This is a genomic window from Buttiauxella sp. JUb87 (assembly GCF_004361975.1).
GTDB classification, from domain to species: domain Bacteria; phylum Pseudomonadota; class Gammaproteobacteria; order Enterobacterales; family Enterobacteriaceae; genus Buttiauxella; species Buttiauxella ferragutiae.
Map to the genome: position 1 here is coordinate 14898 of NZ_SNVY01000015.1, position 23975 is coordinate 38872.

The 23975-nt window shown below is 51.7% G+C and carries 21 protein-coding genes, 2 pseudogenes and 1 CRISPR repeat array; of the genes and pseudogenes, 19 read left to right on the forward strand and 4 right to left on the reverse strand.

What is annotated here, in order from left to right:
* The first annotated feature begins 47 nt into the window (after positions 1–47).
* The 3 genes from pyrG to adhP all read left to right on the forward strand — a co-directional run bounded on the left by pyrG (position 48) and on the right by adhP (position 4264).
* On the forward strand, positions 48–1688 hold the full coding sequence (pyrG, locus tag EC843_RS23715; RefSeq protein WP_064543868.1) for a CTP synthase (glutamine hydrolyzing): 1641 nt from the start codon (positions 48–50) through the stop codon (positions 1686–1688).
* Positions 1689–1772: 84 nt separating this feature from the next.
* Entirely contained in the window at positions 1773–3077 is a 1305-nt protein-coding gene (eno, locus tag EC843_RS23720) for a phosphopyruvate hydratase (protein ID WP_064543870.1), read from the forward strand.
* 170 nt (positions 3078–3247) lie between these two features.
* Entirely contained in the window at positions 3248–4264 is a 1017-nt protein-coding gene (gene adhP / locus EC843_RS23725; RefSeq protein WP_064543872.1) for an alcohol dehydrogenase AdhP, read from the forward strand.
* 48 nt (positions 4265–4312) lie between these two features.
* Here adhP and EC843_RS24920 read toward each other — a convergent pair.
* Both EC843_RS24920 and EC843_RS23735 read right to left on the reverse strand, forming a co-directional pair.
* A pseudogene (locus EC843_RS24920) lies at positions 4313–4525 on the reverse strand (M20/M25/M40 family metallo-hydrolase); the annotation flags it as partial.
* 98 nt (positions 4526–4623) lie between these two features.
* Positions 4624–5451, reverse strand: coding sequence for a MurR/RpiR family transcriptional regulator (locus EC843_RS23735; protein ID WP_064543921.1), 828 nt, complete (start codon positions 5449–5451; stop codon positions 4624–4626).
* A gap of 177 nt (positions 5452–5628) precedes the next feature.
* Between EC843_RS23735 and EC843_RS23740 the strand changes: the two genes are divergently transcribed.
* The 3 genes from EC843_RS23740 to queE all read left to right on the forward strand — a co-directional run bounded on the left by EC843_RS23740 (position 5629) and on the right by queE (position 8666).
* Positions 5629–7185, forward strand: coding sequence for a maltose/glucose-specific PTS transporter subunit IIC (locus EC843_RS23740; RefSeq protein ID WP_064543876.1), 1557 nt, complete (start codon positions 5629–5631; stop codon positions 7183–7185).
* Entirely contained in the window at positions 7182–7883 is a 702-nt protein-coding gene (locus EC843_RS23745) for an N-acetylmannosamine-6-phosphate 2-epimerase (protein ID WP_133523159.1), read from the forward strand. The genes EC843_RS23740 and EC843_RS23745 overlap by 4 nt, the downstream gene beginning before the upstream one ends.
* 111 nt (positions 7884–7994) lie before the next feature.
* Positions 7995–8666, forward strand: coding sequence for a 7-carboxy-7-deazaguanine synthase QueE (gene queE / locus EC843_RS23750; protein WP_064543880.1), 672 nt, complete (start codon positions 7995–7997; stop codon positions 8664–8666).
* Positions 8667–8850: 184 nt separating this feature from the next.
* Here queE and queD read toward each other — a convergent pair whose 3' ends face one another.
* Complete coding sequence (gene queD, locus EC843_RS23755) at positions 8851–9213, reverse strand: 6-carboxytetrahydropterin synthase QueD (RefSeq protein WP_202914405.1); 363 nt, start codon at positions 9211–9213, stop codon at positions 8851–8853.
* Between the two features lie 309 nt (positions 9214–9522).
* Here queD and cysJ point away from each other — a divergent pair, with 309 nt between their 5' ends.
* From cysJ to EC843_RS23780, 5 genes and pseudogenes are all read left to right on the forward strand, one after another.
* Positions 9523–11328, forward strand: coding sequence for an NADPH-dependent assimilatory sulfite reductase flavoprotein subunit (gene cysJ / locus EC843_RS23760; protein WP_133523160.1), 1806 nt, complete (start codon positions 9523–9525; stop codon positions 11326–11328).
* Positions 11328–13040: an assimilatory sulfite reductase (NADPH) hemoprotein subunit gene (cysI, locus tag EC843_RS23765; RefSeq protein WP_121815013.1), complete on the forward strand. Its 1713-nt coding sequence runs from the start codon at positions 11328–11330 to the stop codon at positions 13038–13040. Before cysJ ends, cysI begins: the two co-directional genes overlap by 1 nt.
* A 140-nt stretch (positions 13041–13180) precedes the next feature.
* Entirely contained in the window at positions 13181–13912 is a 732-nt protein-coding gene (gene cysH / locus EC843_RS23770) for a phosphoadenosine phosphosulfate reductase (RefSeq protein WP_133523161.1), read from the forward strand.
* Between the two features lie 300 nt (positions 13913–14212).
* Positions 14213–14589, forward strand: a pseudogene (locus tag EC843_RS23775) (DUF2300 domain-containing protein); the annotation flags it as partial.
* 4 nt (positions 14590–14593) lie between these two features.
* The gene (locus EC843_RS23780; protein ID WP_133523162.1) at positions 14594–15370 is read left to right on the forward strand and encodes a DUF2135 domain-containing protein; all 777 of its coding nucleotides are present in this window, start codon (positions 14594–14596) and stop codon (positions 15368–15370) included.
* Between the two features lie 204 nt (positions 15371–15574).
* A CRISPR array of direct repeats spans positions 15575–16194; the repeat unit is 29 nt; unit sequence GTGTTCCCCGCGCCAGCGGGGATAAACCG.
* Positions 16195–16283: 89 nt separating this feature from the next.
* Here the strand turns inward: EC843_RS23780 and EC843_RS23785 are convergent.
* On the reverse strand, positions 16284–17324 hold the full coding sequence (locus tag EC843_RS23785) for an aminopeptidase (RefSeq protein WP_133523163.1): 1041 nt from the start codon (positions 17322–17324) through the stop codon (positions 16284–16286).
* 268 nt (positions 17325–17592) lie between these two features.
* On the opposite strand from EC843_RS23785, the gene cysD reads away from it, so the two are divergent.
* The 8 genes from cysD to truD all read left to right on the forward strand — a co-directional run bounded on the left by cysD (position 17593) and on the right by truD (position 23720).
* A complete protein-coding gene (gene cysD, locus EC843_RS23790; protein WP_064543893.1) occupies positions 17593–18501 on the forward strand; it encodes a sulfate adenylyltransferase subunit CysD in 909 nt (302 codons plus the stop codon).
* An 11-nt stretch (positions 18502–18512) separates the two neighbouring features.
* Entirely contained in the window at positions 18513–19940 is a 1428-nt protein-coding gene (cysN, locus tag EC843_RS23795; RefSeq protein WP_133523164.1) for a sulfate adenylyltransferase subunit CysN, read from the forward strand.
* Positions 19940–20545, forward strand: coding sequence for an adenylyl-sulfate kinase (cysC, locus tag EC843_RS23800; protein WP_064543897.1), 606 nt, complete (start codon positions 19940–19942; stop codon positions 20543–20545). The genes cysN and cysC overlap by 1 nt, the downstream gene beginning before the upstream one ends.
* A gap of 51 nt (positions 20546–20596) precedes the next feature.
* Positions 20597–20926: a DUF3561 family protein gene (locus tag EC843_RS23805; protein ID WP_064543923.1), complete on the forward strand. Its 330-nt coding sequence runs from the start codon at positions 20597–20599 to the stop codon at positions 20924–20926.
* A gap of 223 nt (positions 20927–21149) precedes the next feature.
* Positions 21150–21467 (forward strand): cell division protein FtsB, encoded by a 318-nt coding sequence (ftsB, locus tag EC843_RS23810; protein ID WP_064543899.1) that lies wholly within the window; start codon positions 21150–21152, stop codon positions 21465–21467.
* A 17-nt stretch (positions 21468–21484) separates the two neighbouring features.
* The gene (gene ispD / locus EC843_RS23815) at positions 21485–22195 is read left to right on the forward strand and encodes a 2-C-methyl-D-erythritol 4-phosphate cytidylyltransferase (RefSeq protein ID WP_064543901.1); all 711 of its coding nucleotides are present in this window, start codon (positions 21485–21487) and stop codon (positions 22193–22195) included.
* Complete coding sequence (gene ispF, locus EC843_RS23820; protein WP_064543903.1) at positions 22195–22674, forward strand: 2-C-methyl-D-erythritol 2,4-cyclodiphosphate synthase; 480 nt, start codon at positions 22195–22197, stop codon at positions 22672–22674. Before ispD ends, ispF begins: the two co-directional genes overlap by 1 nt.
* Complete coding sequence (gene truD, locus EC843_RS23825) at positions 22671–23720, forward strand: tRNA pseudouridine(13) synthase TruD (RefSeq protein ID WP_064543905.1); 1050 nt, start codon at positions 22671–22673, stop codon at positions 23718–23720. The genes ispF and truD overlap by 4 nt, the downstream gene beginning before the upstream one ends.
* Positions 23721–23975: the final 255 nt, after the last annotated feature.

Here is a 23975-nt window from a genome sequence, read left to right on the forward strand (position 1 = left end):
CGTCCTGGTACTCCCATCGTCTTTAAACCTAACTTCTCAGGTTCAGCATGACAACGAACTATATTTTTGTGACCGGCGGGGTCGTTTCCTCTCTGGGTAAAGGCATTGCCGCAGCCTCCCTCGCAGCTATTCTCGAAGCCCGTGGCCTCAACGTATCCATCATGAAACTCGATCCGTACATCAACGTCGATCCGGGTACCATGAGCCCTATTCAACATGGGGAAGTGTTCGTTACAGAAGACGGCGCTGAAACCGACCTGGATTTAGGTCACTACGAGCGTTTCATTCGCAACAAAATGACGCGTCGTAACAACTTCACCACTGGCCGTATCTACTCAGATGTTCTGCGTAAAGAACGCCGTGGCGACTATCTGGGCGCGACAGTCCAGGTTATTCCACACATCACGAACGCTATCAAAGAACGCATCCTTGAAGGTGGCGAAGGCTACGATGTTGTTCTGGTTGAAATCGGCGGTACTGTAGGTGATATCGAATCCCTGCCGTTCCTCGAAGCGATTCGCCAGATGGCTGTCGAAGTGGGTCGTGAGCACACGCTGTATATGCACCTGACTCTGGTGCCATACATGGCCGCTGCCGGTGAAGTGAAAACTAAACCGACTCAACACTCCGTAAAAGAACTGCTTTCCATCGGTATTCAGCCAGATGTGCTGATCTGCCGCTCTGACCGCGTGGTTCCGGCAAATGAACGTGCGAAAATTGCATTGTTCTGTAACGTCCCGGAGAAAGCGGTTATTTCTCTGAAAGATGTCGATTCTATCTATAAAATTCCAGGCCTGTTGAAATCACAGGGGCTGGACGATTATATTTGTAAACGATTCAGCTTGAACGTTCCTGAAGCTAACTTGTCCGAATGGGAACAAGTTATTTACGAAGAAGCGAATCCGACAAGCGAAGTTACGATTGGTATGGTCGGCAAGTACATTGAACTGCCAGATGCCTACAAATCTGTGATTGAAGCGCTGAAACACGGTGGTTTGAAAAATCGTCTGACCGTTAACATCAAGCTGATTGACTCGCAGGATGTTGAAACTCGCGGTGCTGAAGAAATGCTGAAGGGATTGGATGCTATCCTTATCCCTGGCGGTTTCGGTTACCGTGGTGTGGAAGGCAAAATCGCCACCGCGCGCTATGCTCGTGAACAGAACATTCCGTATCTGGGTATTTGCTTAGGTATGCAAGTGGCGCTGATCGAGTTCGCACGAAACGTTGCAGGTATGGCTAACGCCAACTCAACTGAATTTGTGCCAGACTGTAAATACCCGGTGGTTGCCTTAATCACCGAGTGGCGAGACGAAGAAGGTAACGTTGAAGTTCGTACTGAAAAGAGCGACTTGGGCGGCACCATGCGTCTTGGTGGCCAGCAGTGTCAGTTGACCGATGGTAGTCTGGTGCGCCAGATGTACGGTGAACCGACAATTACTGAGCGTCATCGCCATCGTTATGAAGTCAACAACATGTTGTTGAAACAAATTGAAACAGCAGGTCTGCGCGTTGCGGGCCGTTCCGGTGATGACCAACTGGTAGAAATCATCGAAGTACCAAATCATCCGTGGTTTGTTGCTTGCCAGTTCCACCCGGAATTTACTTCGACTCCGCGTGATGGCCACCCACTGTTTGCAGGCTTTGTGAAAGCTGCAGGTGAGTACCAGAAGCGCCAGGAAAAGTAAGCAGAAAGTTAGAACGACAACGCGCGAATGTTTCGCGCGTTGTTTGTCTGGAGTTTTAGTTTAACTTGTACTGAGGAAAATCTAATGTCCAAAATCGTTAAAGTCATCGGTCGTGAAATCATCGACTCCCGTGGTAACCCGACTGTTGAAGCTGAAGTTCATCTGGAAGGCGGTTTCGTAGGTATGGCTGCTGCACCATCAGGTGCTTCAACTGGTTCCCGCGAAGCGCTGGAACTGCGCGATGGCGACAAATCTCGCTTCCTGGGCAAAGGCGTTCTGAAAGCCGTTGCTGCAGTTAATGGCCCGATCGCTGCGGCTGTAACTGGTAAAGATGCGAAAGACCAGGCTAACATCGATAAAATCATGATCGACCTGGACGGTACCGAAAACAAATCTAACTTCGGTGCTAACGCAATCCTGGCTGTTTCTCTTGCTGCTGCTAAAGCTGCTGCTGCCTCTAAAGGCCTGCCGCTGTATGCACACATCGCTGAACTGAACGGCACTCCAGGCAAATTCTCTATGCCACTGCCTATGATGAACATCATCAACGGCGGCGAGCACGCTGATAACAACGTTGATATCCAAGAGTTCATGATTCAACCAGTTGGTGCGAAAAACCTGAAAGAAGCCATCCGTATGGGTTCTGAAGTTTTCCATACCCTGGCTAAAGTTCTGAAATCTAAAGGCATGGGTACTGCTGTTGGTGACGAAGGTGGCTATGCGCCAAACCTGGGTTCCAACGCTGAAGCACTGGCTGTAATCGCTGAAGCGGTTAAAGCTGCAGGTTACGAGCTGGGTAAAGACATTACTCTGGCTATGGACTGTGCTGCTTCTGAATTCTACAAAGACGGTAAATACGTTCTGGCTGGCGAAGGCAACAAAGCTTTCACCTCTGAAGAATTCACTGCATTCCTGGAAGATCTGACCAAACAGTACCCAATCGTTTCTATCGAAGACGGTCTGGACGAGTCTGATTGGGATGGTTTCGCACACCAGACTAAAGTTCTGGGCGACAAAATCCAGTTGGTTGGTGACGATCTGTTTGTAACTAACACCAAAATCCTGAAAAGAGGTATCGACAACGGTATCGCTAACTCCATTCTGATCAAATTCAACCAGATCGGTTCTCTGACCGAAACTCTGGCTGCGATCAAAATGGCGAAAGATGCTGGCTACACTGCAGTTATCTCTCACCGTTCAGGCGAAACTGAAGACGCTACCATCGCTGACCTGGCTGTTGGTACTGCTGCAGGCCAGATCAAAACTGGTTCTATGAGCCGTTCTGACCGTGTTGCTAAGTACAACCAGCTGATTCGTATTGAAGAAGCTCTGGCTGCTGCGGGCACACCAGCTCCGTTCAACGGTCTGAAAGAAGTTAAAGGTCAGTAATTCGTTACTGCTTTAAATTCTTACAAAAAACCCGCTTCGGCGGGTTTTTTTATTTCTATTTTTGCTGGCTCCTGAACAACATATAGCCGATCTCACTAGTAGAGTTTGCAGATCCCCCACCTGTCGACCAGGCTTACGGGGACTTTTCACTCACAGGTCAGGAGACCGACATGAAAGCAGCAGTTGTTAATAAAGATCACTCTGTAGGGATCATCGACAAACCTGTTCGAGCCCTTAAACACGGCGAAGCATTGCTGACAATGGAATGCTGTGGCGTATGCCATACCGATTTACATGTGAAAAATGGAGATTTTGGTGATGTAACAGGCATTACGCTGGGGCATGAAGGCATTGGCGTAGTGAAAACAGTTGGCCCAGGGGTGACTTCCCTGAAAGTGGGCGACCGCGCAAGCGTTGCCTGGTTCTTCCGCGGCTGCGGCAACTGTGAATACTGTAATACTGGCAATGAAACTCTGTGTCGCAGCGTCACCAACGCGGGTTATACCGCCGATGGTGGCATGGCTGAAGAGTGCATTGTCGTTGCCGATTACGCGGTAAAAGTCCCTGATGGACTTGAATCTGCGGCGGCCAGCAGCGTGACTTGTGCTGGTGTCACCACTTACAAAGCGGTGAAAGTCTCGCATATCAAACCGGGGCAGTGGATTGCGATTTATGGCCTTGGCGGCCTTGGCAACCTCGCGCTGCAATACGCTAAAAACGTCTTTAATGCCAAAGTCATTGCCATCGACGTCAATGATGCACAGCTCGAATTCGCCAAAGAGTGTGGCGCGGATTTGGTCATCAACTCACGCAATGAAGATGCGGCAAAAGTCATCCAGGAAAAAGTAGGCGGTGCCCATGCTGCGGTAGTGACTGCGGTGGCGAAAGCGGCATTCAACTCTGCGGTAGATGCTGTTCGTGCGGGTGCGCGTATCGTTGCGGTCGGTTTACCATCAGAATCCATGAGCCTGAACATTCCACGTCTGGTACTTGATGGTATCGAAGTCGTCGGTTCTTTGGTTGGAACGCGCCATGATTTAGCTGAAGCCTTCCAGTTTGCTGCCGAAGGAAAAGTGGTTCCTAAAGTGACCATGCGTCCACTTGAAGATATCAATGCTATCTTCAAAGAAATGGAAGACGGTAAAATCAAAGGCCGCATGGTGATTGATTTTAAAACCAAAAAGTAAGCTATGTGATTAGCTAAAAGTGGCCGGGAAACCCCGGCCATTGGTTTTTTAAAGCGACTGAATCACCCGCTTAAGCAGACGGATTCTTGGCTCAATGCTATCCAGTTCCAGATACTCTGACGTACTGTGGAAACCGGCACCTATTGGCCCGAAACCGTCCAGAGAAGGGATACCCAACTCTGCCGTATGGTTAACATCAGAGCCACCACCGACGGACTTCCACTTCACGTCGATACCTTCTGCGACACCGGCCTGCTCAACCCGTGGGTCACTAAACCGGTTTTGTAGGGTGGATAAGCGATAGCGCCATCCACCATTTGCGTCAGTTTGTCGGATGGCACTGCGCTTATTACCCGATATCAGATAAGCAATGGCAGCGTGGCGCTGGCGGTTTGCTGGCTCGTGGCGGCGTATTGGTTATCGTGAGTAATCAGCTCTCCCACCAGTACCTCCACCAACAACATGGCTCCCACTTTGGCGTTTAACGCACCGGCGCTTAATGGGCCTTCTGGTTTAGCGGCAACCAGCAACAGATCGGCAAGATCGGCGAGAGGGCTGCGCAAAGTGTTACTAATCAGCAGCACACAGGCATGGCGCTTTTTGGCGAGTTTCACCACATGCATTAAATCTTTGGTGGAACCGGAACTCGAAATCACCACTACCAGATCACGCTCGCTAAGCGTTGCTGCATTCATCGCTGCGCGGTGCATATCGCTAAACAACTGTGCAGGTTTGCCTAAGCGCAGCAATTTGTAATGCAGGTAATCCCCCATAATTGCGCTGGCTGCAACGCCATAAATTTGCACCGAAGTGGCACGATGCAGGGCAATGCCCGCCTGTTGCAGCACCTCGCGATTGAGCAGTTTCCCGGTATCTCTCAGCGCCTGCACAGACTCTTCGATTAACTCATCAATACTGTCTTCGCTCACGGGAGCGGGAGGCTGCTGCTGCTGAACATCCAGCGCCAGCGCCATCTTAAATTCGGTATATCCCTTGCAGCCTAAATGGCGGCACAGGCGAGTGACGCTGGCCTCGCTGGTTTCACTTTCACGCGCCAGCTCGGTGATGGTCAGATACAGCACCTTCTGCGGCTCGCCAAGAACGAACTCGCCTAGTTTTTGTAACGTTGGGCTGTAACCTGGCAGACCCTGACGCAAGTGCAGCAATAAATTTTCGTTTTCTGTCATCGGACCCATCCCACGGCCTTACTTAATTACTGGACATAGTGTGGAGGAAAGCGGCCCCGCAGTGCCAGCAGATTCGGTTAACTGTGATGTGGATCGTATTGATGGTGAAAATTTTCACTCACTACATCTTATTATGGTAATAATTTTCATCACAATAATTTGGCAGGAAGAAAATTTATGTCAATCTTTAGCGGTACCTCTTCAGGGGGCTGGTTTGAAAAGGCCCAGCGTTTTGGCAAGTCGTTCATGTTACCTATCGCCGTTTTACCGGCAGCCGGGCTGTTGCTGGGGATTGGCGGTGCGCTGTCTAATCCCAATACTGTTGCGGCCTATCCCTTCCTGGATGTCGCCTGGTTGCAGGGTATTTTCACCATCATGGCGAGTGCGGGTTCAATCGTGTTTGCTAACCTGGCGGTGTTATTTGCCGTCGGCGTGTCTGTAGGGCTGGCAAAAGGGGATAAAGGCACAGCGGGTCTGGCGGCATTACTGGCTTATCTGGTAATGAACGCTACCATCAATGCGTTGCTGACATTAAGCGGCACACTGGCGGCAACCAATCCAGGTGCGGTCGGGCAGGGGATGGCATTAGGTATCCAGACGCTGGAAACCGGCGTTTTTGGTGGCGTGGTCATCGGTATCGTCACTTCACTGCTGCATAACCGCTATAACAAAATCGCGCTACCGCAATTCCTTGGTTTCTTCGGTGGTTCACGTTTTGTGCCGATAATCAGCTCGCTGGTCGCTATCCTGGTTGGTGCGGCGATGACCGTCATTTGGCCGCATTTCCAGAAACTCATTTTTGGCATGGGCGGCCTGGTGGATGCCACCGGTTACCTCGGGACATTTATCTACGGCTTCGTGCTGCGTATGCTCGGCCCATTCGGTCTGCACCATATCTTCTACCTGCCATTCTGGACGACGGCGCTTGGCGGTACCGAGATGGTTAACGGTCAACTGGTTGAAGGCACACAGCGCATCTTCTTTGCCCAGTTGGCTGACCCGAACACCCAGCAGTTCTACATCGGCACTTCACGTTTCATGTCTGGCCGCTTTATCACCATGATGTTTGGCCTGGTGGGGGCGTGCCTTGCGATGTATCACACTGCGAAACCTGAGAATCGCAAGCGTGTGGCGGGGCTGTTACTTTCTGCGGCGTTGACCTCTTTCTTAACCGGTATTACCGAACCTATCGAGTTCTCTTTCCTGTTTATCGCCCCGGTGTTGTACGTGATCCACGCGTTGTTCGATGGCCTGGCATTTATGCTGGCGCACATGCTGCACATCACCATCGGCCAGACATTCTCTGGCGGCTTTATTGATTTCATTCTGTTTGGTGTGTTGCAGGGCGAAGCTAAAACCCACTGGATGTACGTCCCGCTCGTCGGTATTCCGTGGTTCTTCCTGTACTACTTCACCTTCCGTTTCGTGATTACACGCTTCAATTTCAAAACGCCGGGTCGTGAAGATGCGGGAACGGAAAGCGTGCAGGTCACAGCAGGCGAGCGCCCGTTGCAAGTCATCATCGCGTTGGGCGGCAAAGAGAATATTGTCGAGCTTGATTGCTGTGCCACTCGTCTGCGCGTCACGTTACATGACGGTTCACTGGTTGATGAAGCCCTATTAAAAGAGACCGGCGCTCGTGCCGTTATCCAGCGCGGCAATGGCGTACAGGTGATTTACGGCCCGCACGTCACGATTATTAAAAATGAAGTAGAGGAGATTCTCGCCATATGAAACCGTCCATGTTGTCGCTGATTGAGGGAAAACTGATTGTTTCCTGCCAGGCGTTGGAAAATGAACCGTTACACAGCTCGTTTATTATGTCGAAAATGGCGCTGGCCGCCGCACAAGGTGGCGCTTGTGCGATTCGCGCCAACAGTTTGCCAGACGTTCAAACAATCATGGAAACGGTTGATTTACCGGTGATTGCGATCATCAAACGTGATTATCCGGGCAGCGATGTTTACATCACGCCAACTCTCAAAGAGGTGGATGAGTTAATGGCCGCAAACCCGGCGATGATTGCGCTGGATGGCACCGGGCATGAACGCCCTGGCCAACTGGACTTGCGCGGCCTGGTGGCGGCAATTCGCCAGCGTTATCCGCAGTTGCTGTTGATGGCGGATATTGCCACCGTTGAAGAAGCTCGTGATGCCGCCGCACTGGGTTTTGATTGTGTTGGCACCACGCTACATGGTTATACCGCTGAAACGAAAGGGCAAATTCTGGCGACGAATGGCTGCCAGTTCTTGCGCGATGTTCTGGCGGCGGTCGATGTGCCGGTTATTGCTGAAGGGAATGTGGAAACGCCGGAAATGGCTGCGCATTGCCTGGCTCTCGGGGCTCATGCGGTGGTAGTCGGCGGGGCGATTACTCGCCCGCAGCAAATCACACGCCGCTTCGTAAATGCCATTGCAACTTCCAGGTTGTGATGGCAGTGACAGGCCCAGTCTCCCCCTGATTGGGCCTGTCACACCGTTACGCATGATCTCAACCGTCACTTCTGCGATAATCACTCTTTACGCCCATTATTTGAGAAGACTATGCAGTATCCGATTAACGAGATGTTCCAGACCCTGCAAGGGGAGGGCTATTTTACTGGTGTGCCCGCCATTTTTATTCGCCTGCAAGGCTGCCCGGTGGGCTGCGCGTGGTGCGATACCAAACACACCTGGGATAAACTCGCGGATCGTGAAGTCTCTTTGTTCAGCATCCTTGCTAAAACCAAAGAAAGCGACAAATGGGGCAACGCTAGCCCTGAAGATTTGCTGGCGATTTTCCAGCGCCAGGATTACACCGCGCGCCATGTGGTAATTACCGGCGGCGAGCCATGCATTCACGATCTCACGCCATTAACCTCGCTGTTTGAGCACCACGGTTATAGCTGCCAGATTGAAACCAGCGGCACGCATGAAGTGCGTTGCACTGCCGGAACCTGGGTGACCGTTTCCCCGAAAGTGAATATGCGTGGTGGTTACGACGTACTGTCTCAGGCTTTAGAACGTGCCGATGAAATTAAACATCCGGTGGGGCGTATGCGGGATATCGAAGCGCTGGATGAACTGTTAGCGACCCTGGTTGACGATAAAAAACGGGTGATTGCGCTTCAGCCTATCAGCCAGAAAGAAGATGCGACGCGTCTGTGTATCGAAACTTGTATCGCCCGCAACTGGCGGCTTTCAATGCAGACGCATAAGTATTTGAATATCGCTTAAAACCAAAAAGGCACCTCTACGGTGCCTTCAGATTGCTGACAAAGGGTGATAAATGTGTTTTGTAGGGTGGATAAGCGTTAGCGTCATCCACCATTTACGCCAGTGGTGTCGGATGACGCTGCGCTTATCTGACCTACGAAGAAGTTTGTCATCAGTCTCAAGGCACCTTTACGGTGCCTTTCTTTTAACCCTTATACACGCAACCGGCGGTACAGGTTTCTTTCACCATCACTGAACTTAGCAGCGGCACAAGCGGCTTCATTTCGTCCCAAATCCATTTTGCCAGCACTTCGCTGGTTGGATTCTCAAGCCCAGGAATATCATTCAGATAGTAATGATCAAGCCTGTCATAAGTCGGTTTAAACGCCGCCTTCAGCTCAGAAAAATCCATAATCCAGCCGGTATACGGATCAACCTCGCCAGTGATTTCCAGGCGCACCATAAATGAATGACCATGTAAGCGACCGCATTTGTGGCCTTCTGGTACATGTGGCAGGTGGTGAGCGGCTTCGAAGGTAAAATCTTTAAACAGGGTGGTGGACATAATTAAGTCTCTTTCATACAAAATAACCGCGGCATAGTACAGGAAATGACTATTTCACGCATTAACTATACCTGCCAGGCGGGTGCCAACTCCCCCTGATAGTATTTTTCTTTCTGTTATCTTTTATTTTTCATTAAGTTAACTAATCACTTTTAACGTTATGGATTACCCGTAAAAGTGGTTAGTCGTTTTGGTTATTTGTTATTTCTATCCCTTCTTTAATTGTTATTATCGCGATGGTTACCCTTACACCATTCCCGTTTATTCGTTCGATATTAAAAACGGATCTTTTGCTACTGGAACTCACAACGCATGACAATTCAGGCCCCACCGACCGCACTGTTACCGCTAACCCCGGAGCAACTGGCACGCCTCCAGGCGGCGACGACAGATTTCTCGCAGACTCAACTGGCCTGGTTATCCGGCTATTTCTGGGGAATGATTAATCAACAACCTGGTACTGTTGCGGCAGCTCAACCTGCTGCGGCTGAAGTTCCGGTCATTACGCTGATTTCTGCATCGCAAACCGGTAACGCGCGCCGCGTCAGCGAACAACTGCGCGACGATTTACTGGCGGCTAAACTAAACGTTAACCTGGTTAACGCGGGCGACTATAAATTCAAACAAATTGCCCAGGAAAAACTGCTGATTGTTGTCACCTCAACGCAAGGCGAGGGCGAACCGCCGGAAGAAGCCGTGGCGTTGCACAAATTCCTGTTCTCGAAAAAGGCACCAAAACTGCCAGGCACTGCGTTTGCAGTCTTTAGCCTTGGCGACACCTCTTACGAGTTCTTCTGCCAGTCGGGTAAAGATTTTGATAACAAACTCGCGGAACTCGGCGGTGAGCGCCTGTTGGATCGTGTGGATTGTGATGTCGAATTCCAGCCAGCCGCCGCGCAGTGGCGGGCAAAAATTGTCGACGTTCTGAAATCCCGCGTACCGGCAGAAACTCCGGCGCAAGCGGCAGTCACCGCCACGGGCGTTGCCAACGAAATCTTCACTAGCCCGTACAGCAAAGAAGCGCCGCTGACCGCAACGCTTGCGGTTAACCAGAAAATTACCGGTCGCGATTCTGAAAAAGACGTGCGTCACTTTGAGATTGACCTGGGTGATTCCGGTTTGCGTTACCAGCCGGGGGATGCGCTGGGCGTCTGGTACCAAAACGATCAAGCATTGGTGAAAGAGCTGGTCGAACTGCTGTGGCTGAAAGGCGATGAAAGCGTCACTGTCGATGGCAAAACTTTGCCACTGAGCGAAGCGCTGGAGTGGCATTTCGAGCTGACCATCAATACCGCCAACATCGTTGAGAAGTATGCGCAGGTTACCCGCAACGCCGCGTTGCTGGATCTGGTGGGTGATAAAACCAAATTGCAGCACTTTGCTCACAACACGCCGATTGTCGACATGGTGCGTTACGCGCCAGCGGAATTAACTGCTGAGCAGCTGATTGATTTACTGCGCCCGCTGACGCCGCGCCTGTACTCGATTGCTTCTTCGCAGGCTGAAGCGGAAAGCGAAGTGCACATTACCGTTGGCGTGGTGCGTTATGACATCGAAGGCCGCGCCCGTACTGGCGGTGCTTCTGGTTACCTTGCTGACCGCCTTGGAGAAGATGGCGAAGTACGTGTGTTCATCGAACATAACGATAACTTCCGCCTGCCTGCCAACCCAGAAACGCCGGTGATTATGATTGGCCCAGGCACCGGCATCGCACCATTCCGTGCCTTTATGCAGCAGCGTGAAAGTGATGGGGCAACCGGTAAAAACTGGCTGTTCTTCGGCAACCCGCACTTTACCGATGATTTCCTGTATCAGGTTGAATGGCAGCGTTACGTCAAAGATGGCCTGCTGACGAATATCGATCTGGCCTGGTCTCGCGACCAGCAACACAAAATATACGTACAAGATAAACTGCGCGAAAAAGGCGCGGAACTGTGGAGCTGGATTAAAGAAGGTGCCCACATTTACGTCTGCGGCGATGCGAATCGCATGGCTAAAGACGTTGAGCAGGTTTTACTGGAAGTGGTAGCCGAGTTCGGTGGCATGGATACCGAAACGGCCGATGAATTTTTAAGTGAGCTGCGCGTTGAGCGCCGTTATCAGCGAGATGTCTACTAATGAGCGAAAAACACCCAGGACCATTAGTGGTCGAAGGCAAACTGTCTGACGCCGAGCGCCTGAAACGCGAAAGCAATTACCTGCGCGGCACTATCAAAGAAGATTTGCAGGACGGGCTGACCGGTGGCTTCAGAGGCGACAACTTTTTGCTGATCCGCTTTCACGGCATGTATCAGCAGGATGACCGCGATATTCGTGCGGAACGTGCAGAACAAAAGCTCGAGCCGCGCCATGCGATGATGCTGCGCTGCCGTCTGCCGGGTGGGATTATCACCACCGAGCAATGGCGTGCGATTGATAAATTTGCCGAAGATAAAACCATTTACGGCAGCATTCGTCTGACTAACCGCCAGACTTTCCAGTTCCACGGCATTCTGAAAAAGAACGTGAAACCGGCACACGAAATGCTGCACGAAGTTGGGCTGGATGCGCTGGCAACCGCTAACGACGTGAACCGCAACGTGCTGTGTACCTCAAACCCGGTGGAGTCTGAACTGCACCAGGAAGCGTACGAATGGGCGAAAAAGCTTTCTGAACATTTGCTGCCGCGCACCCGTGCTTATGCCGAGATCTGGTGGGATCAAGAGAAAGTCGCCACCACCGACGAAGAGCCGATCCTCGGTGAAACGTATCTGCCGCGTAAGTTTAAAACCACGGTGGTGGTACCGCCGCAGAATGACGTCGATCTTCATGCCAATGACATGAACTTCATCGCCATTGCCAAAGACGGCAAGCTGGTGGGCTTCAACCTGCTGGTGGGCGGCGGTTTGTCCATCGAACACGGCAACAAAGCAACCTATGCCCGCACCGCGAGCGAGTTCGGTTACATTCCGCTTGAGCACACGCTGGCGGTGGCGGAAGCCGTTGTCACCACACAACGCGACTGGGGCAACCGTACCGATCGTAAAAATGCCAAGACCAAATACACCCTTGAGCGTGTTGGTGTGGAGGTGTTTAAAGCCGAAGTTGAACGCCGCGCAGGCATCAAATTCGAGCCGACTCGCGCGTATGAATTTACCGGACGTGGCGATCGTATTGGCTGGGTAAAAGGCATCGACGACAAATGGCACCTGACGCTGTTTATCGAAAATGGCCGTATCCTGGACTACCCGGACCGTCCGCTGAAAACCGGCCTGATGGCGATCGCGAAGATCCACAAAGGCGACTTCCGCCTGACGGCAAACCAGAACCTGATCGTCGCTGGTGTACCGGCCAGTGAAAAAGCAGCTATCGAGAAGATCGCCAAAGAAAGCGGCCTGATGAACGCGGTGAAACCACAGCGTGAAAACTCAATGGCCTGCGTTTCCTTCCCGACTTGCCCGCTGGCGATGGCCGAAGCCGAACGCTTCCTACCGCAGTTTGTGACTAAAGTTGAAGAAGTGCTGGAAAAACACCAGGTGCCAGATGAACACATCGTCACGCGTGTTACCGGCTGCCCGAACGGCTGTGGCCGCGCGCTGCTGGCGGAAATCGGCCTGGTGGGCAAAGCGCCAGGCCGCTATAACCTGCATATTGGCGGTAACCGCATCGGCACGCGTATCCCGCGCATGTACCGTGAAAACATCACTGAGCCGGAAATTCTGGCCTCCATTGATGAGTTGGTCGGGCGCTGGGCGAAAGAGCGTGAAGCTGACGAAGGCTTCGGTGATTTCACCATCCGCGCCGGGATTATTCGCCCGGTACTGGACCCGGCCCGGGACTTGTGGGACTAGCACTATTCTTCTCCTTCTCCTGGGGGAGAAGGCCGGGATGAGGGCGTCTGGGCTTACTACGTGCGTCAGCACTTGACCATGGGTCGCCCTCACCCTAACCCTCTCCCCAGGGAGAGGGAATACTATTTAGCGAGGTATCTATGCCTGTACTCGATCTAAAAGCGCTGAACGAACTCCCTAAAGTCGAGCGCATCATGGCGCTGGCGGAGGTCAACAGCCAGCTTGAAAAACTTAGCGCCGAACAGCGTGTCAGCTGGTCGCTGGAAAACTTGCCTGGTGAGTTTGTACTCTCCTCGAGTTTTGGGATTCAGGCTGCGGTGTCCTTGCACCTGGTCACCCAACAGTTCCCGGATATTCCGGTGATCCTCACCGACACCGGTTATCTGTTCCCGGAAACCTACCAGTTCATTGATGAACTCACCGATAAGCTGAAGCTGAATCTGCAAGTCTTTAGCGCGAAGGAAAGTGCCGCGTGGCAGGAAGCGCGTTACGGAAAACTGTGGGAACAGGGCGTTGAAGGCATTGAGAAATACAATGATATCAACAAGGTTGAGCCGATGAACCGTGCGCTGCGTGAACTCAACGGGCAAACCTGGTTTGCTGGTTTGCGCCGTGAACAATCGGGCAGCCGTGCCCATTTACCGGTGCTGGCGATTCAGCGTGAAGTGTTTAAAATCCTGCCGATCATCGACTGGGACAACCGCCAGGTTTACCAATACCTCACCGCCAATGGCCTGAAATACCACCCGTTGTGGGATCAAGGCTACCTTTCCGTGGGCGATACCCACACCACGCGTAAGTGGGAAGAAGGCATGGCTGAAGAAGAGACGCGTTTCTTTGGGCTTAAGCGCGAGTGTGGTTTGCACGAGTAGTAAAATCATATTTATCTGGTGGTGTTATGTGTCTCTAAATGCAGAACACCGCAATTAACACAGGCAAATTCCTAATAATTAGAAAAATCAGGTTTAATGATTTTTTATTTGTAAACTGTGCCCCGTCCTAAATAGCGTTGACACATTTAACTCGTAGGTAGAGGAAAATGTGATGAATCAATATGTTAAGCGCATACAACGTGATTACCCTCTATTCTTTAAACTGGCCGTTGTCGAACAGGTCGAAAAGGGGAAATGACTTACCGTCAGGTGCCAGCCAGCGTGTTTCACCTTCGCCCGCAGGGAGGGCGTTACGACGCGATCCTCGCCGATGCTTTCCCTCATGCCAACTTGAGCCGCTGGAGCAACCCTGAAGCAAATTGCCAGGCATTACCCGAGGCCGAAGACTGGCTAAAGGCACAACAGCCACGCTGGCGAATACCGCTAAATAATGAACCGGGCTACAACCGCCGACGCAGTTTGCTGTTTGCCCCCTAACTGCCGGGCACCCGTTTACCGATCGCACGCAAAAGCGCTTGTATGTGCGCAATTTCTTTACCCTGCAAGACCGGCTCGATTTGACCCATGAGTATCTGCATCTGGCTTTTGATGGTTATCCATCAGGCATGGATGAGCAGTACATCGAAACCCTGATTCGCCATCTGTTAATGGACTAATGATATGCGCCATCTTACTTTTCTGTTTCTTACCCTGTTCTCCTCGCTGGCCTGTGCTGAGGGGCAAGAGGTGCAAATTGATACCCCTCATTCCGGCTGGCAGGTTAATAATGGCGAAAATGCCGATTATTCGCAGCAGATTAACTATCCCGCCTCGTCGGTGAATATTGCCAGCGAACAGAACGCCTCAGCCCAAATTCGCGGGCAGATTAAGGGAGTACATAAAGTCGCGAATCAGCCTAATCAACCGGGGCGGCTGGTGGTGAATGGTATCGATATGCCGCTGCGCGTTGAAGATGATGGCTCATTTGCTCGCCCCTTTATCTTCCCCAACGGTAGCAACAGCGTTGAGGTGAAAAGCCCGGATGGGCAAAGCGGCAGCAAAATGCAGTTTTACGCGACCAAAGGCCGCGGTGGTATTTCTGCGCGTTTGCGCGTCGTGCTTTCCTGGGATACCGATAATACCGATCTGGATCTGCATGTTGTGACCCCGGACGGGCAGCACGCCTGGTATGGCAATACTTTGCTGGAAAACGGCGGAGCACTGGATATCGACGTAACAACGGGTTATGGCCCGGAAATGTTTGCCACGCCAACGCCGCTCAAGGGCCGCTATCTGGTGTATATCAACTATTACGGTGGCAGAAGCGAAACCGAATTAACCACAGCGCACCTGACCATAATCAGCGAGGAGGGGACAATAAACGAGAAACAGGAAACCTTTATTGTTCCCATGCGTAATGCCGGTGAATTAACGCTGGTGAAAAGTTTTAGTTATTGAGAGTGATAAACTATTTTCCTGCCTTTCTCAGAAGAACAATTTTATTCAGGAAAAGAGTAAAACGTTGGTGGATTCAATTTTTTTGTTTTTAAAGCATTTCACTATCTGATCATTCAATGGGTTAGTGATCTTTAAAAAATAGGGAGAATTGGTAGATTTTTTGATGCCAAAAAAGTTGTTTGAGATCAGTTATATAGTTTTAGAGTGTTCCCCGCGCCAGCGGGGATAAACCGTGTGGATTCAGCCCTTGAAAACACGCCTGTCTGTGTTCCCCGCGCCAGCGGGGATAAACCGAGCCGCCTTGTGATGGAAACCATACTGCACGCGTGTTCCCCGCGCCAGCGGGGATAAACCGTGATCATCGGCTCACAGTTCGCCATTCTCAGCGTGTTCCCCGCGCCAGCGGGGATAAACCGCCATTTAGTGAAAGTTTCAGGATTGCTCGCAGGTGTTCCCCGCGCCAGCGGGGATAAACCGATGGACCACGCACAAGAAGCGTGGAACAAAATGTGTTCCCCGCGCCAGTGGGGATAAACCGTGATCGCCTTCTCTGCTGCTGCGGTATCACTTGTGTTCCCCGCGCCATGAATGCCCGACCTTTTGCATCCAGATGTGTTCCCCGCGCTAGCGGGGATAAACCGCCATTTCATTAATCGTCATGCCGATAACCCTAGTGTTCCCCGCGCTAGCGGAGATAAACCGGATTTACCTTAGCCGGGGCTTATCTCCGCGTAGTGTTCCCCGCGCTAGCGGGGATAAACCGAGAGTCACGCCGACCGGCTTCCCATTACTCACGTGTTCCCCGCGCCAGCGGGGACAAGCCCTCTCCCTGAGGAGAGGGCTTGTCCCCACGTCAGCAAAGCTAAACCCATACTAAAAAGCCACAAATCGTGATGATTTGTGGCTTTTGTATTTATTTCTTCGCCTTAGCCAGCTCCTTCACCAATGGCAACATCACGCGCACTACGTCACGGCTGCGTTTTTCAATGCGCTGCGGTAGCCACTTATCCAGATATTGCTGGTTATCAATTAAGGCATTATGCCAACTGGTTCCATCGGGGAACGCTTTGCTTTTTACGCGTTGCTGATAGCCATCTTTCTTACCCAGCGACCAGTTGGTGGCTTCCACTGAAAGCACCGGGATCCCGGCTTTATCAAACACCTCAGCATCGTTACAGCAGGCAGTGCCTTTTGGATAATGGGCATTAAGTCCAGGATTGGTTGTAGCCTTAATATTTAACTGCCGTGCCAAAGCTAATGCGCGGTCACGTGTCATTTTAGTGACGGCGGTCGGCGTCGATTTACCGCTGTTGAAATAGAGCTTGTCGCCGACAATCAGACTATCGAGATTAATCACCAGCAGGGTGTTTTTCTTGTCGCTGGCACTCATGCGTTTCAGGATATCTTCCGCGCCCAACGAACCAAGTTCTTCACCGCTGGTGGCGATAAAACGGATGCCGTAGCGTGTTGGTATATCTTTCAGGCGGGTGGCAAGCTCCAGCATCACGCCCAGGCCTGAAGCATTATCATCCACGCCTTGTAGCGTTAAACCGCCAAGGTTGTTATTCACGTCGTTGTCATTGAGCGGCGAAAAAGTATCGAGATGCGCCATGATGATGATTTGCTGCGGTTCAATACCTTCACGAGCGGCGATCACCGAGCTTGCGCTGACGTTATGCCAGTTCTGATGACCGTCTTTGCTGGTGTAAAGGTAACGGGTGTTGAAGCGGCGAATATCGCTTTGGTAGCCAAGCTGGCTAAATTGTTGATTAAGGTAATCCGCGGCCATCATTTCCGCCGGGCTGCCTGTCATTCGGCCTGGGAAAACGGTCGCGATGTGGCGCGTTTGTTGGTCGGCAATGTTGCCCATCGTGGTTGCGTTGGCAAACGCAGGCAAGGTACAGCAAATTCCTAACGCCAGGCTGGTAAGCGTTTGGCGCAATGCGGAAAACATAGTGAGTCCCTTTTAAACCGGAAAGTTTTTTGCCTGCATAGTATGAAACTGTGATGGAGACTACACAATTTCTATCGTTCCGAAACCCAGGATAATTCGAGGGTTAAGCACATTTTGTCATTTGCTTTTGCATCTCGTTATTCTTTTGTGGAACTAGTCATTCCAATTAGTAATTTCATAACAAATCAACCTCAGCCGTATAGTCCCTGCATGAATTTAAAACGGCGGGCCATGACCCACCGTACTAAACCTCGGTTAAGGGAAGGTTATGGACCAAAAACGACTCACACACTTACGGCAACTGGAGGCAGAAAGCATCCATATCATCCGTGAGGTTGCCGCCGAATTTTCCAATCCGGTAATGATGTATTCCATCGGTAAAGACTCATCGGTGATGTTGCATTTGGCCCGTAAAGCCTTTTATCCAGGCACACTTCCGTTCCCGCTGCTGCATGTCGACACAGGCTGGAAATTCCGCGAAATGTACGATTTCCGTGACCGTACCGCGAAGAATTACGGTTTTGAGTTGTTGGTGCATAAAAACCCGGAAGGGGTGGCGATGGGCATTAACCCCTTCGTGCATGGCAGCGCCAAACATACTGACATCATGAAAACCGAGGGCCTGAAGCAGGCGCTGAGCAAATACGGTTTTGATGCCGCCTTTGGTGGCGCTCGTCGTGACGAAGAAAAATCACGCGCTAAAGAACGTATCTATTCATTCCGTGACCGCTTCCATCGCTGGGACCCAAAAAACCAGCGCCCTGAACTGTGGCACAACTACAACGGCCAGATTAATAAAGGCGAAAGCATTCGTGTGTTCCCGCTTTCCAACTGGACCGAACTGGATATCTGGCAGTACATCTTCCTGGAAAATATCGAAATCGTGCCGCTGTATCTGGCAGCACCGCGCCCGGTTCTTGAGCGCGATGGCATGCTGCTGATGGTGGATGACGACCGCATCGATTTGCAGCCAGGTGAAGTGATTGAGCAGAAAATGGTGCGCTTCCGTACCCTGGGCTGCTGGCCGCTAACCGGAGCCGTTGAATCCGAGGCGCAGACGCTGCCGGAAATCATCGAAGAGATGCTGGTTTCGACCACCAGTGAACGTCAAGGGCGGGCAATTGACCGCGACCAGGCAGGCTCCATGGAGCTTAAAAAACGCCAGGGTTATTTCTAAGGAGCCGCCAGATGAACACCACTATTGCACAACAAATTGCTGATGAAGGCGGCGTAGAAGCCTACCTGCATGCGCAACAACACAAAAGCCTGCTGCGCTTTTTGACCTGCGGCAGCGTCGATGACGGCAAAAGTACCCTGATTGGCCGCCTGCTGCATGACACGCGCCAGATTTATGAAGATCAGCTTTCATCGCTGCATACCGACAGCAAACGCCACGGCACGCAGGGTGAAAAACTGGATCTGGCTTTGCTGGTGGACGGCTTACAAGCCGAACGCGAGCAGGGCATTACCATTGATGTGGCCTACCGTTATTTCTCGACCGAAAAACGTAAATTTATTATTGCTGATACCCCAGGGCATGAGCAGTACACCCGTAATATGGCGACCGGTGCATCAACCTGCGATCTGGCGATCTTATTGATCGATGCGCGTAAAAGCGTGCTGGATCAAACGCGCCGCCACAGTTTTATCTCCACACTTTTGGGGATCAAACATTTGGTGGTGGCGGTCAACAAAATGGATCTGGTGAATTACAGCGAAGAGACTTTCGAGCAGATCAAACAAGATTACCTGACCTTTGCCGAGCAACTGCCCGCGGATCTGGATATTCGCTTTGTGCCGTTATCGGCGCTGGAAGGCGATAACGTGGCGACGCAAAGCAACAGCATGCCGTGGTATTCCGGCCCAACGCTGCTGGAACTTCTGGAAACCGTCGAAGTGAAGCGTGTGGTTGAACAACAGCCGATGCGCTTCCCGGTTCAGTATGTGAATCGCCCGAATCTGGATTTCCGTGGTTATGCAGGAACGCTGGCATCCGGCGTGGTGAACGTCGGGCAGCGTGTGAAGGTTCTGCCGTCGGGTGTTGAATCTTCCATTGCCCGAATTGTGACTTTTGATGGGGATTTGCAACAAGCTGCTGCGGGCGAAGCCATCACTTTGGTGCTGAAAGATGAAATCGACATCAGCCGCGGTGATTTACTGGTCGATGCCAGCGATGCGCAGCCTGCGGTACAAACCGCGAAAGTCGACGTAGTGTGGATGGCAGAACAAGCGCTGGTCCCCGGCCAAAGCTACGACATTAAAGTCGCAGGCAAGAAAACCCGCGCTCGCGTCGACAACATCCATTATCAGGTTGAAATTAACAGCCTGACGCAGCGCGTCGTCGAAAACCTGCCGCTCAATGGAATTGGCCTCGTTGATTTAACGTTCGACGAACCTCTGGTGCTGGATAAATACCAGGATAACCCGGTCACGGGCGGGTTGATTTTCATCGACCGACTGAGCAACGTGACAGTCGGTGCCGGAATGGTGCGTGAACCGCAACAAGATGTGTATCAGGAGCCGTCAGCCTTCAGCGCTTTTGAGCTGGAACTGAACGCGCTGGTGCGCCGTCATTTCCCGCACTGGGGCGCACGTGATTTGCTGGGAGGCAAATAATGGCTGAGCACGACGAAAACGTCGTCTGGCATGCGCATCCGGTGACGGTTGCGCAACGTGAAAAACTTCATCAGCATCGCGGTGCGGTGCTGTGGTTTACCGGGCTGTCTGGCTCGGGTAAATCCACCATCGCGGGGGCGCTTGAAGAAGCGTTGCACCAGCTTGGTGTGAGCACCTACTTACTGGATGGCGACAATGTGCGCCACGGTTTGTGCAGTGACCTCGGTTTTAGCGATGCAGATCGTAAAGAAAATATCCGTCGTGTCGGCGAAGTTGCCAACCTAATGGTGGATGCGGGACTGGTGGTGCTGACGGCATTTATCTCTCCGCATCGTGCAGAACGCCAGATGGTTCGTGACCGTGTCGGTGAAGGGCGGTTTATCGAAGTGTTTGTTGATACACCACTTTCTGTCTGTGAAGCGCGTGACCCAAAGGGTTTGTACAAAAAAGCCCGTGCCGGAGAGTTACGGAATTTCACTGGAATTGACTCGGTTTACGAAGCGCCAGTGAACCCGGAAATATACTTAGACGGCGAACAATTGGTAACAAATTTGATTGCGCAATTATTAGACCTGTTGCGCCGTGACGTTATTATCAAATCCTAAGACATTTCCAGGCACATCATGCGCCTGGTTTGCATGGTTTACGGATTCGTTATGCGCAATAGCACCAACCTGGCTATGACATCTACATCGGCTGAAGCTAGCCCCAGTACCGAAGAAACGACCTGGTCATTGGCTGGGGCGTTCATCGGCTTTTTGTCGTGGTTGCTGGCATTGGGTTTGCCCTTCTTGATTTATGGCCCTAATACCCTGTTTTTCTTTCTGTATACCTGGCCTTTCTTCCTCGCATTATTGCCTGTTGCCGTGGTGGTAGGGATTGCTTTGCATTCTCTGTTGCATGGCCGCTTGATCTTTAGCTGCATTGTAACCGTGCTGGCGGTGGGGCTGATGTTTGGCATGCTTTTCCTGTGGCTGATGGGTTAACGCAATATACCCGTCATCCTTCAAGCTGCAGGGGTGTTGGCTGCAATTCGAATGCTAACGGGTATAAACTTTTTATGACTGCAAGGCCGCTAACTCACCTGCAAACGCGCATGTCGGCGCAATCTGTGATAAATTCTGCCGCAAATACGAAGGCTCGCTTTGTACCCAGAGCGCAGCCAGATAAAATTTTGTGCGATGATTGTGCCGTTTTTCAGGGGGCTGGATGGGTAAACTAACGCTACTATTGCTGGCCTTGTTGGTCTGGCTGCAGTATTCGCTGTGGTTTGGAAAAAACGGCGTACATGATTACACCCGCGTGAGTGACGACGTAGCCGCACAGCAGGCGACGAATGCCAAACTCAAAGCGCGTAACGATCAGCTGTTTGCTGAAATCGACGATCTTAATGGCGGGCAGGAAGCCATCGAAGAGCGCGCACGTAACGAGTTAAGCATGACCAAACCAGGTGAAACCTTCTTCCGTCTGGTACCCGATAGCTCTAAGCGCCTGGGCAATTCTGCAGGGCAGAACAATCGACAATAACGCGTAAGTGAATCTACATGGCAGACTCCTCCCCGGACGTAATTGCCGTGGTGCCGGCAGCAGGTATCGGCAGCCGCATGCAAACGGAATGTCCTAAGCAATATCTAAAAATCGGCGATAAAACTATTCTGGAACATGCGGTGGCAAGCCTGATGGCCCATCCACGCGTGGCACATGTCGTGATCGCTATCAGCCCTACCGACCGCTGGTTTACCTCTTTGCCTCTTGCTACCCATCCCCATGTGACCGTCATAAACGGCGGAGCGCAGCGTGCTGATTCGGTTCTTGCCGGGTTAAACGTGGTGCAAGACGCGCAATGGGTTTTGGTGCACGACGCAGCGCGTCCTTGTTTACATCAGGATGATTTGGCCCGTTTACTGGCGATTACTGAAACCAGCAAAATTGGCGGCATTCTGGCCGCACCGGTGCGCGACACCATGAAACGCGGCGAGCCGGGTAAAAACCTGATTGCCCATACGGTGGATCGCGAAGACCTGTGGCACGCCTTAACGCCCCAGCTTTTCCCTCTGGAATTATTGCGCAGCTGCTTGCAACGTGCGCTCGATGAACACGCCTCAATTACTGATGAAGCCTCAGCGCTTGAATATTGTGGCTTCCATCCCGAATTAATTAGCGCCCGCGCCGATAATATAAAAGTGACTCGTCCTGAAGACCTGGCGCTGGCGGAGTTTTACCTCACGCGGTTAACCCAAACGGAGCAAGAATAATGCGTATTGGACATGGTTTTGATGTACACGCCTTTGGAGGCGTTGGCCCAATTATCATCGGTGGCGTGCGCGTACCGTTCGAACAGGGGCTGCTCGCACACTCTGATGGCGATGTCGCATTGCACGCATTAACCGATGCTCTGCTGGGGGCTGCTGCGCTGGGGGATATTGGTAAATTATTCCCGGATACCGATCCGGCGTTTAAAGGCGCAGACAGCCGCGAATTGCTGCGTGAAGCCTGGCGCCGTATCCAGGCGAAGGGCTACACGCTCGGTAACGTCGATGTGACGATTATTGCCCAGGCGCCGAAAATGGCTCCGCACATCCCGCAGATGCGCGTATTTATTGCCGAAGATTTGGGCTGTCATATGGATGACGTCAACGTCAAGGCGACCACCACTGAAAAACTCGGTTTTACTGGCCGGGGTGAAGGCATTGCTTGCGAAGCGGTCGCTTTGCTACATAAGGCACGTAAATAATGGATATGCAGAATCTGACCTGGCTGCACGGTAAACCGCAAGGCACAGGGTTAATCAAAGCCAATCCAGAAGACTTCGTGGTTATTGAAGACTTAGGTTTCGGCCCGGATGGCGACGGTGAACATCTGCTGTTACGCATCCTGAAAAATGGCTGCAATACCCGCTTCGTGGCTGATGCACTGGCTAAGTTTTTGAAAGTGCACGCTCGTGAAGTCAGTTTTGCCGGTCAGAAAGACAAACATGCGGTGACTGAACAATGGTTTTGCGTGCGTCTGCCAGGTAAAGAAATGCCGGACATGCGCGCGTTTGAACTTGAAGGTTGCCAGGTGCTGGAATATGCCCGTCACCGCCGTAAATTGCGTCTGGGGGCGTTGAAGGGAAACAGTTTCACTCTGGTGCTGCGCGACATTAGCGACCGTGCGGAGCTGGAACAACGCCTGAATGCCATTCTTCATCGTGGTGTGCCTAACTACTTTGGCAGCCAGCGTTTTGGCATTGCGGGCAATAACCTGCATCAGGCTTTACGTTGGGCGCAAAGCAACGCGCCAATACGTGACCGTAATAAGCGCAGTTTTTATCTGTCCGCAGCCCGTAGCGCCATGTTTAACCAGATTGTCAGCGAGCGCCTGAAGAAGCCTGATTTTAACCAGGTTATCGACGGTGATGCGCTGCAACTGGCAGGTCGCGGCAGTTGGTTTGTTGCCACGCCGGAAGAACTGCCTGCATTGCAAAGCCGCGTTGATGACGGTGAGCTGCTGATAACTGCGCCGTTACCGGGCGACGGTGGCTGGGGCACGCAAAATGCGGCTCTGGAGTTTGAACAACAGTGTGTAGCCGAAGAAACTGATTTGCAGGCGCTGCTGGTGCGCGAGCGTGTTGAAGCGGCGCGACGTGCCATGCTGCTGATGCCGAAAGATCTCAACTGGAACTGGTGGGATGACATCACCGTTGAGCTGAATTTCTGGCTGCCTGCTGGCAGTTTTGCCACAAGCGTAGTACGCGAATTGATGAACGTGGCGAGTCACTACGCCGACATTGCTGAATAACGGGTTTTGTTGTCATCTCAACCTCAGGGGAATGAACATTCATTCCCCTTTTTATTTTCTTCGCACTCATCGTTATCCTGCTAACATTATATGGCAGTATTATCTCGGCACTGATTATTGCTCTGTAATGTGTATTAAAAACTATATTCGCATTAAAACTGCCATTAATTCGCCTTTGATACCTTTTTACTAAAAGTGAAATTGTTATTTTCACTTTGCGATGGTTTTATTCTTTGCTTGTTCAATAATGCGTAA

Excerpts from the sequence above, each read along its gene's own strand:
- EC843_RS23805 (WP_064543923.1), top strand. The coding sequence starts at position 20,597 with ATGCGCAATAGCACCAACCTGGCTATGACATCTACATCGGCTGAAGCT.
- ispD (WP_064543901.1), top strand. The coding sequence starts at position 21,485 with ATGGCAGACTCCTCCCCGGACGTAATTGCCGTGGTGCCGGCAGCAGGT.
- cysJ (WP_133523160.1), top strand. The coding sequence starts at position 9,523 with ATGACAATTCAGGCCCCACCGACCGCACTGTTACCGCTAACCCCGGAG.
- queE (WP_064543880.1), top strand. The coding sequence starts at position 7,995 with ATGCAGTATCCGATTAACGAGATGTTCCAGACCCTGCAAGGGGAGGGC.
- EC843_RS23735 (WP_064543921.1), bottom strand. The coding sequence starts at position 5,451 with ATGACAGAAAACGAAAATTTATTGCTGCACTTGCGTCAGGGTCTGCCA.
- EC843_RS23785 (WP_133523163.1), bottom strand. The coding sequence starts at position 17,324 with ATGTTTTCCGCATTGCGCCAAACGCTTACCAGCCTGGCGTTAGGAATT.
- cysN (WP_133523164.1), top strand. The coding sequence starts at position 18,513 with ATGAACACCACTATTGCACAACAAATTGCTGATGAAGGCGGCGTAGAA.
- eno (WP_064543870.1), top strand. The coding sequence starts at position 1,773 with ATGTCCAAAATCGTTAAAGTCATCGGTCGTGAAATCATCGACTCCCGT.
- ftsB (WP_064543899.1), top strand. The coding sequence starts at position 21,150 with ATGGGTAAACTAACGCTACTATTGCTGGCCTTGTTGGTCTGGCTGCAG.
- ispF (WP_064543903.1), top strand. The coding sequence starts at position 22,195 with ATGCGTATTGGACATGGTTTTGATGTACACGCCTTTGGAGGCGTTGGC.
- EC843_RS23780 (WP_133523162.1), top strand. The coding sequence starts at position 14,594 with ATGCGCCATCTTACTTTTCTGTTTCTTACCCTGTTCTCCTCGCTGGCC.
- cysC (WP_064543897.1), top strand. The coding sequence starts at position 19,940 with ATGGCTGAGCACGACGAAAACGTCGTCTGGCATGCGCATCCGGTGACG.
- EC843_RS23740 (WP_064543876.1), top strand. The coding sequence starts at position 5,629 with ATGTCAATCTTTAGCGGTACCTCTTCAGGGGGCTGGTTTGAAAAGGCC.
- pyrG (WP_064543868.1), top strand. The coding sequence starts at position 48 with ATGACAACGAACTATATTTTTGTGACCGGCGGGGTCGTTTCCTCTCTG.
- cysD (WP_064543893.1), top strand. The coding sequence starts at position 17,593 with ATGGACCAAAAACGACTCACACACTTACGGCAACTGGAGGCAGAAAGC.
- adhP (WP_064543872.1), top strand. The coding sequence starts at position 3,248 with ATGAAAGCAGCAGTTGTTAATAAAGATCACTCTGTAGGGATCATCGAC.
- EC843_RS23745 (WP_133523159.1), top strand. The coding sequence starts at position 7,182 with ATGAAACCGTCCATGTTGTCGCTGATTGAGGGAAAACTGATTGTTTCC.
- cysH (WP_133523161.1), top strand. The coding sequence starts at position 13,181 with ATGCCTGTACTCGATCTAAAAGCGCTGAACGAACTCCCTAAAGTCGAG.
- cysI (WP_121815013.1), top strand. The coding sequence starts at position 11,328 with ATGAGCGAAAAACACCCAGGACCATTAGTGGTCGAAGGCAAACTGTCT.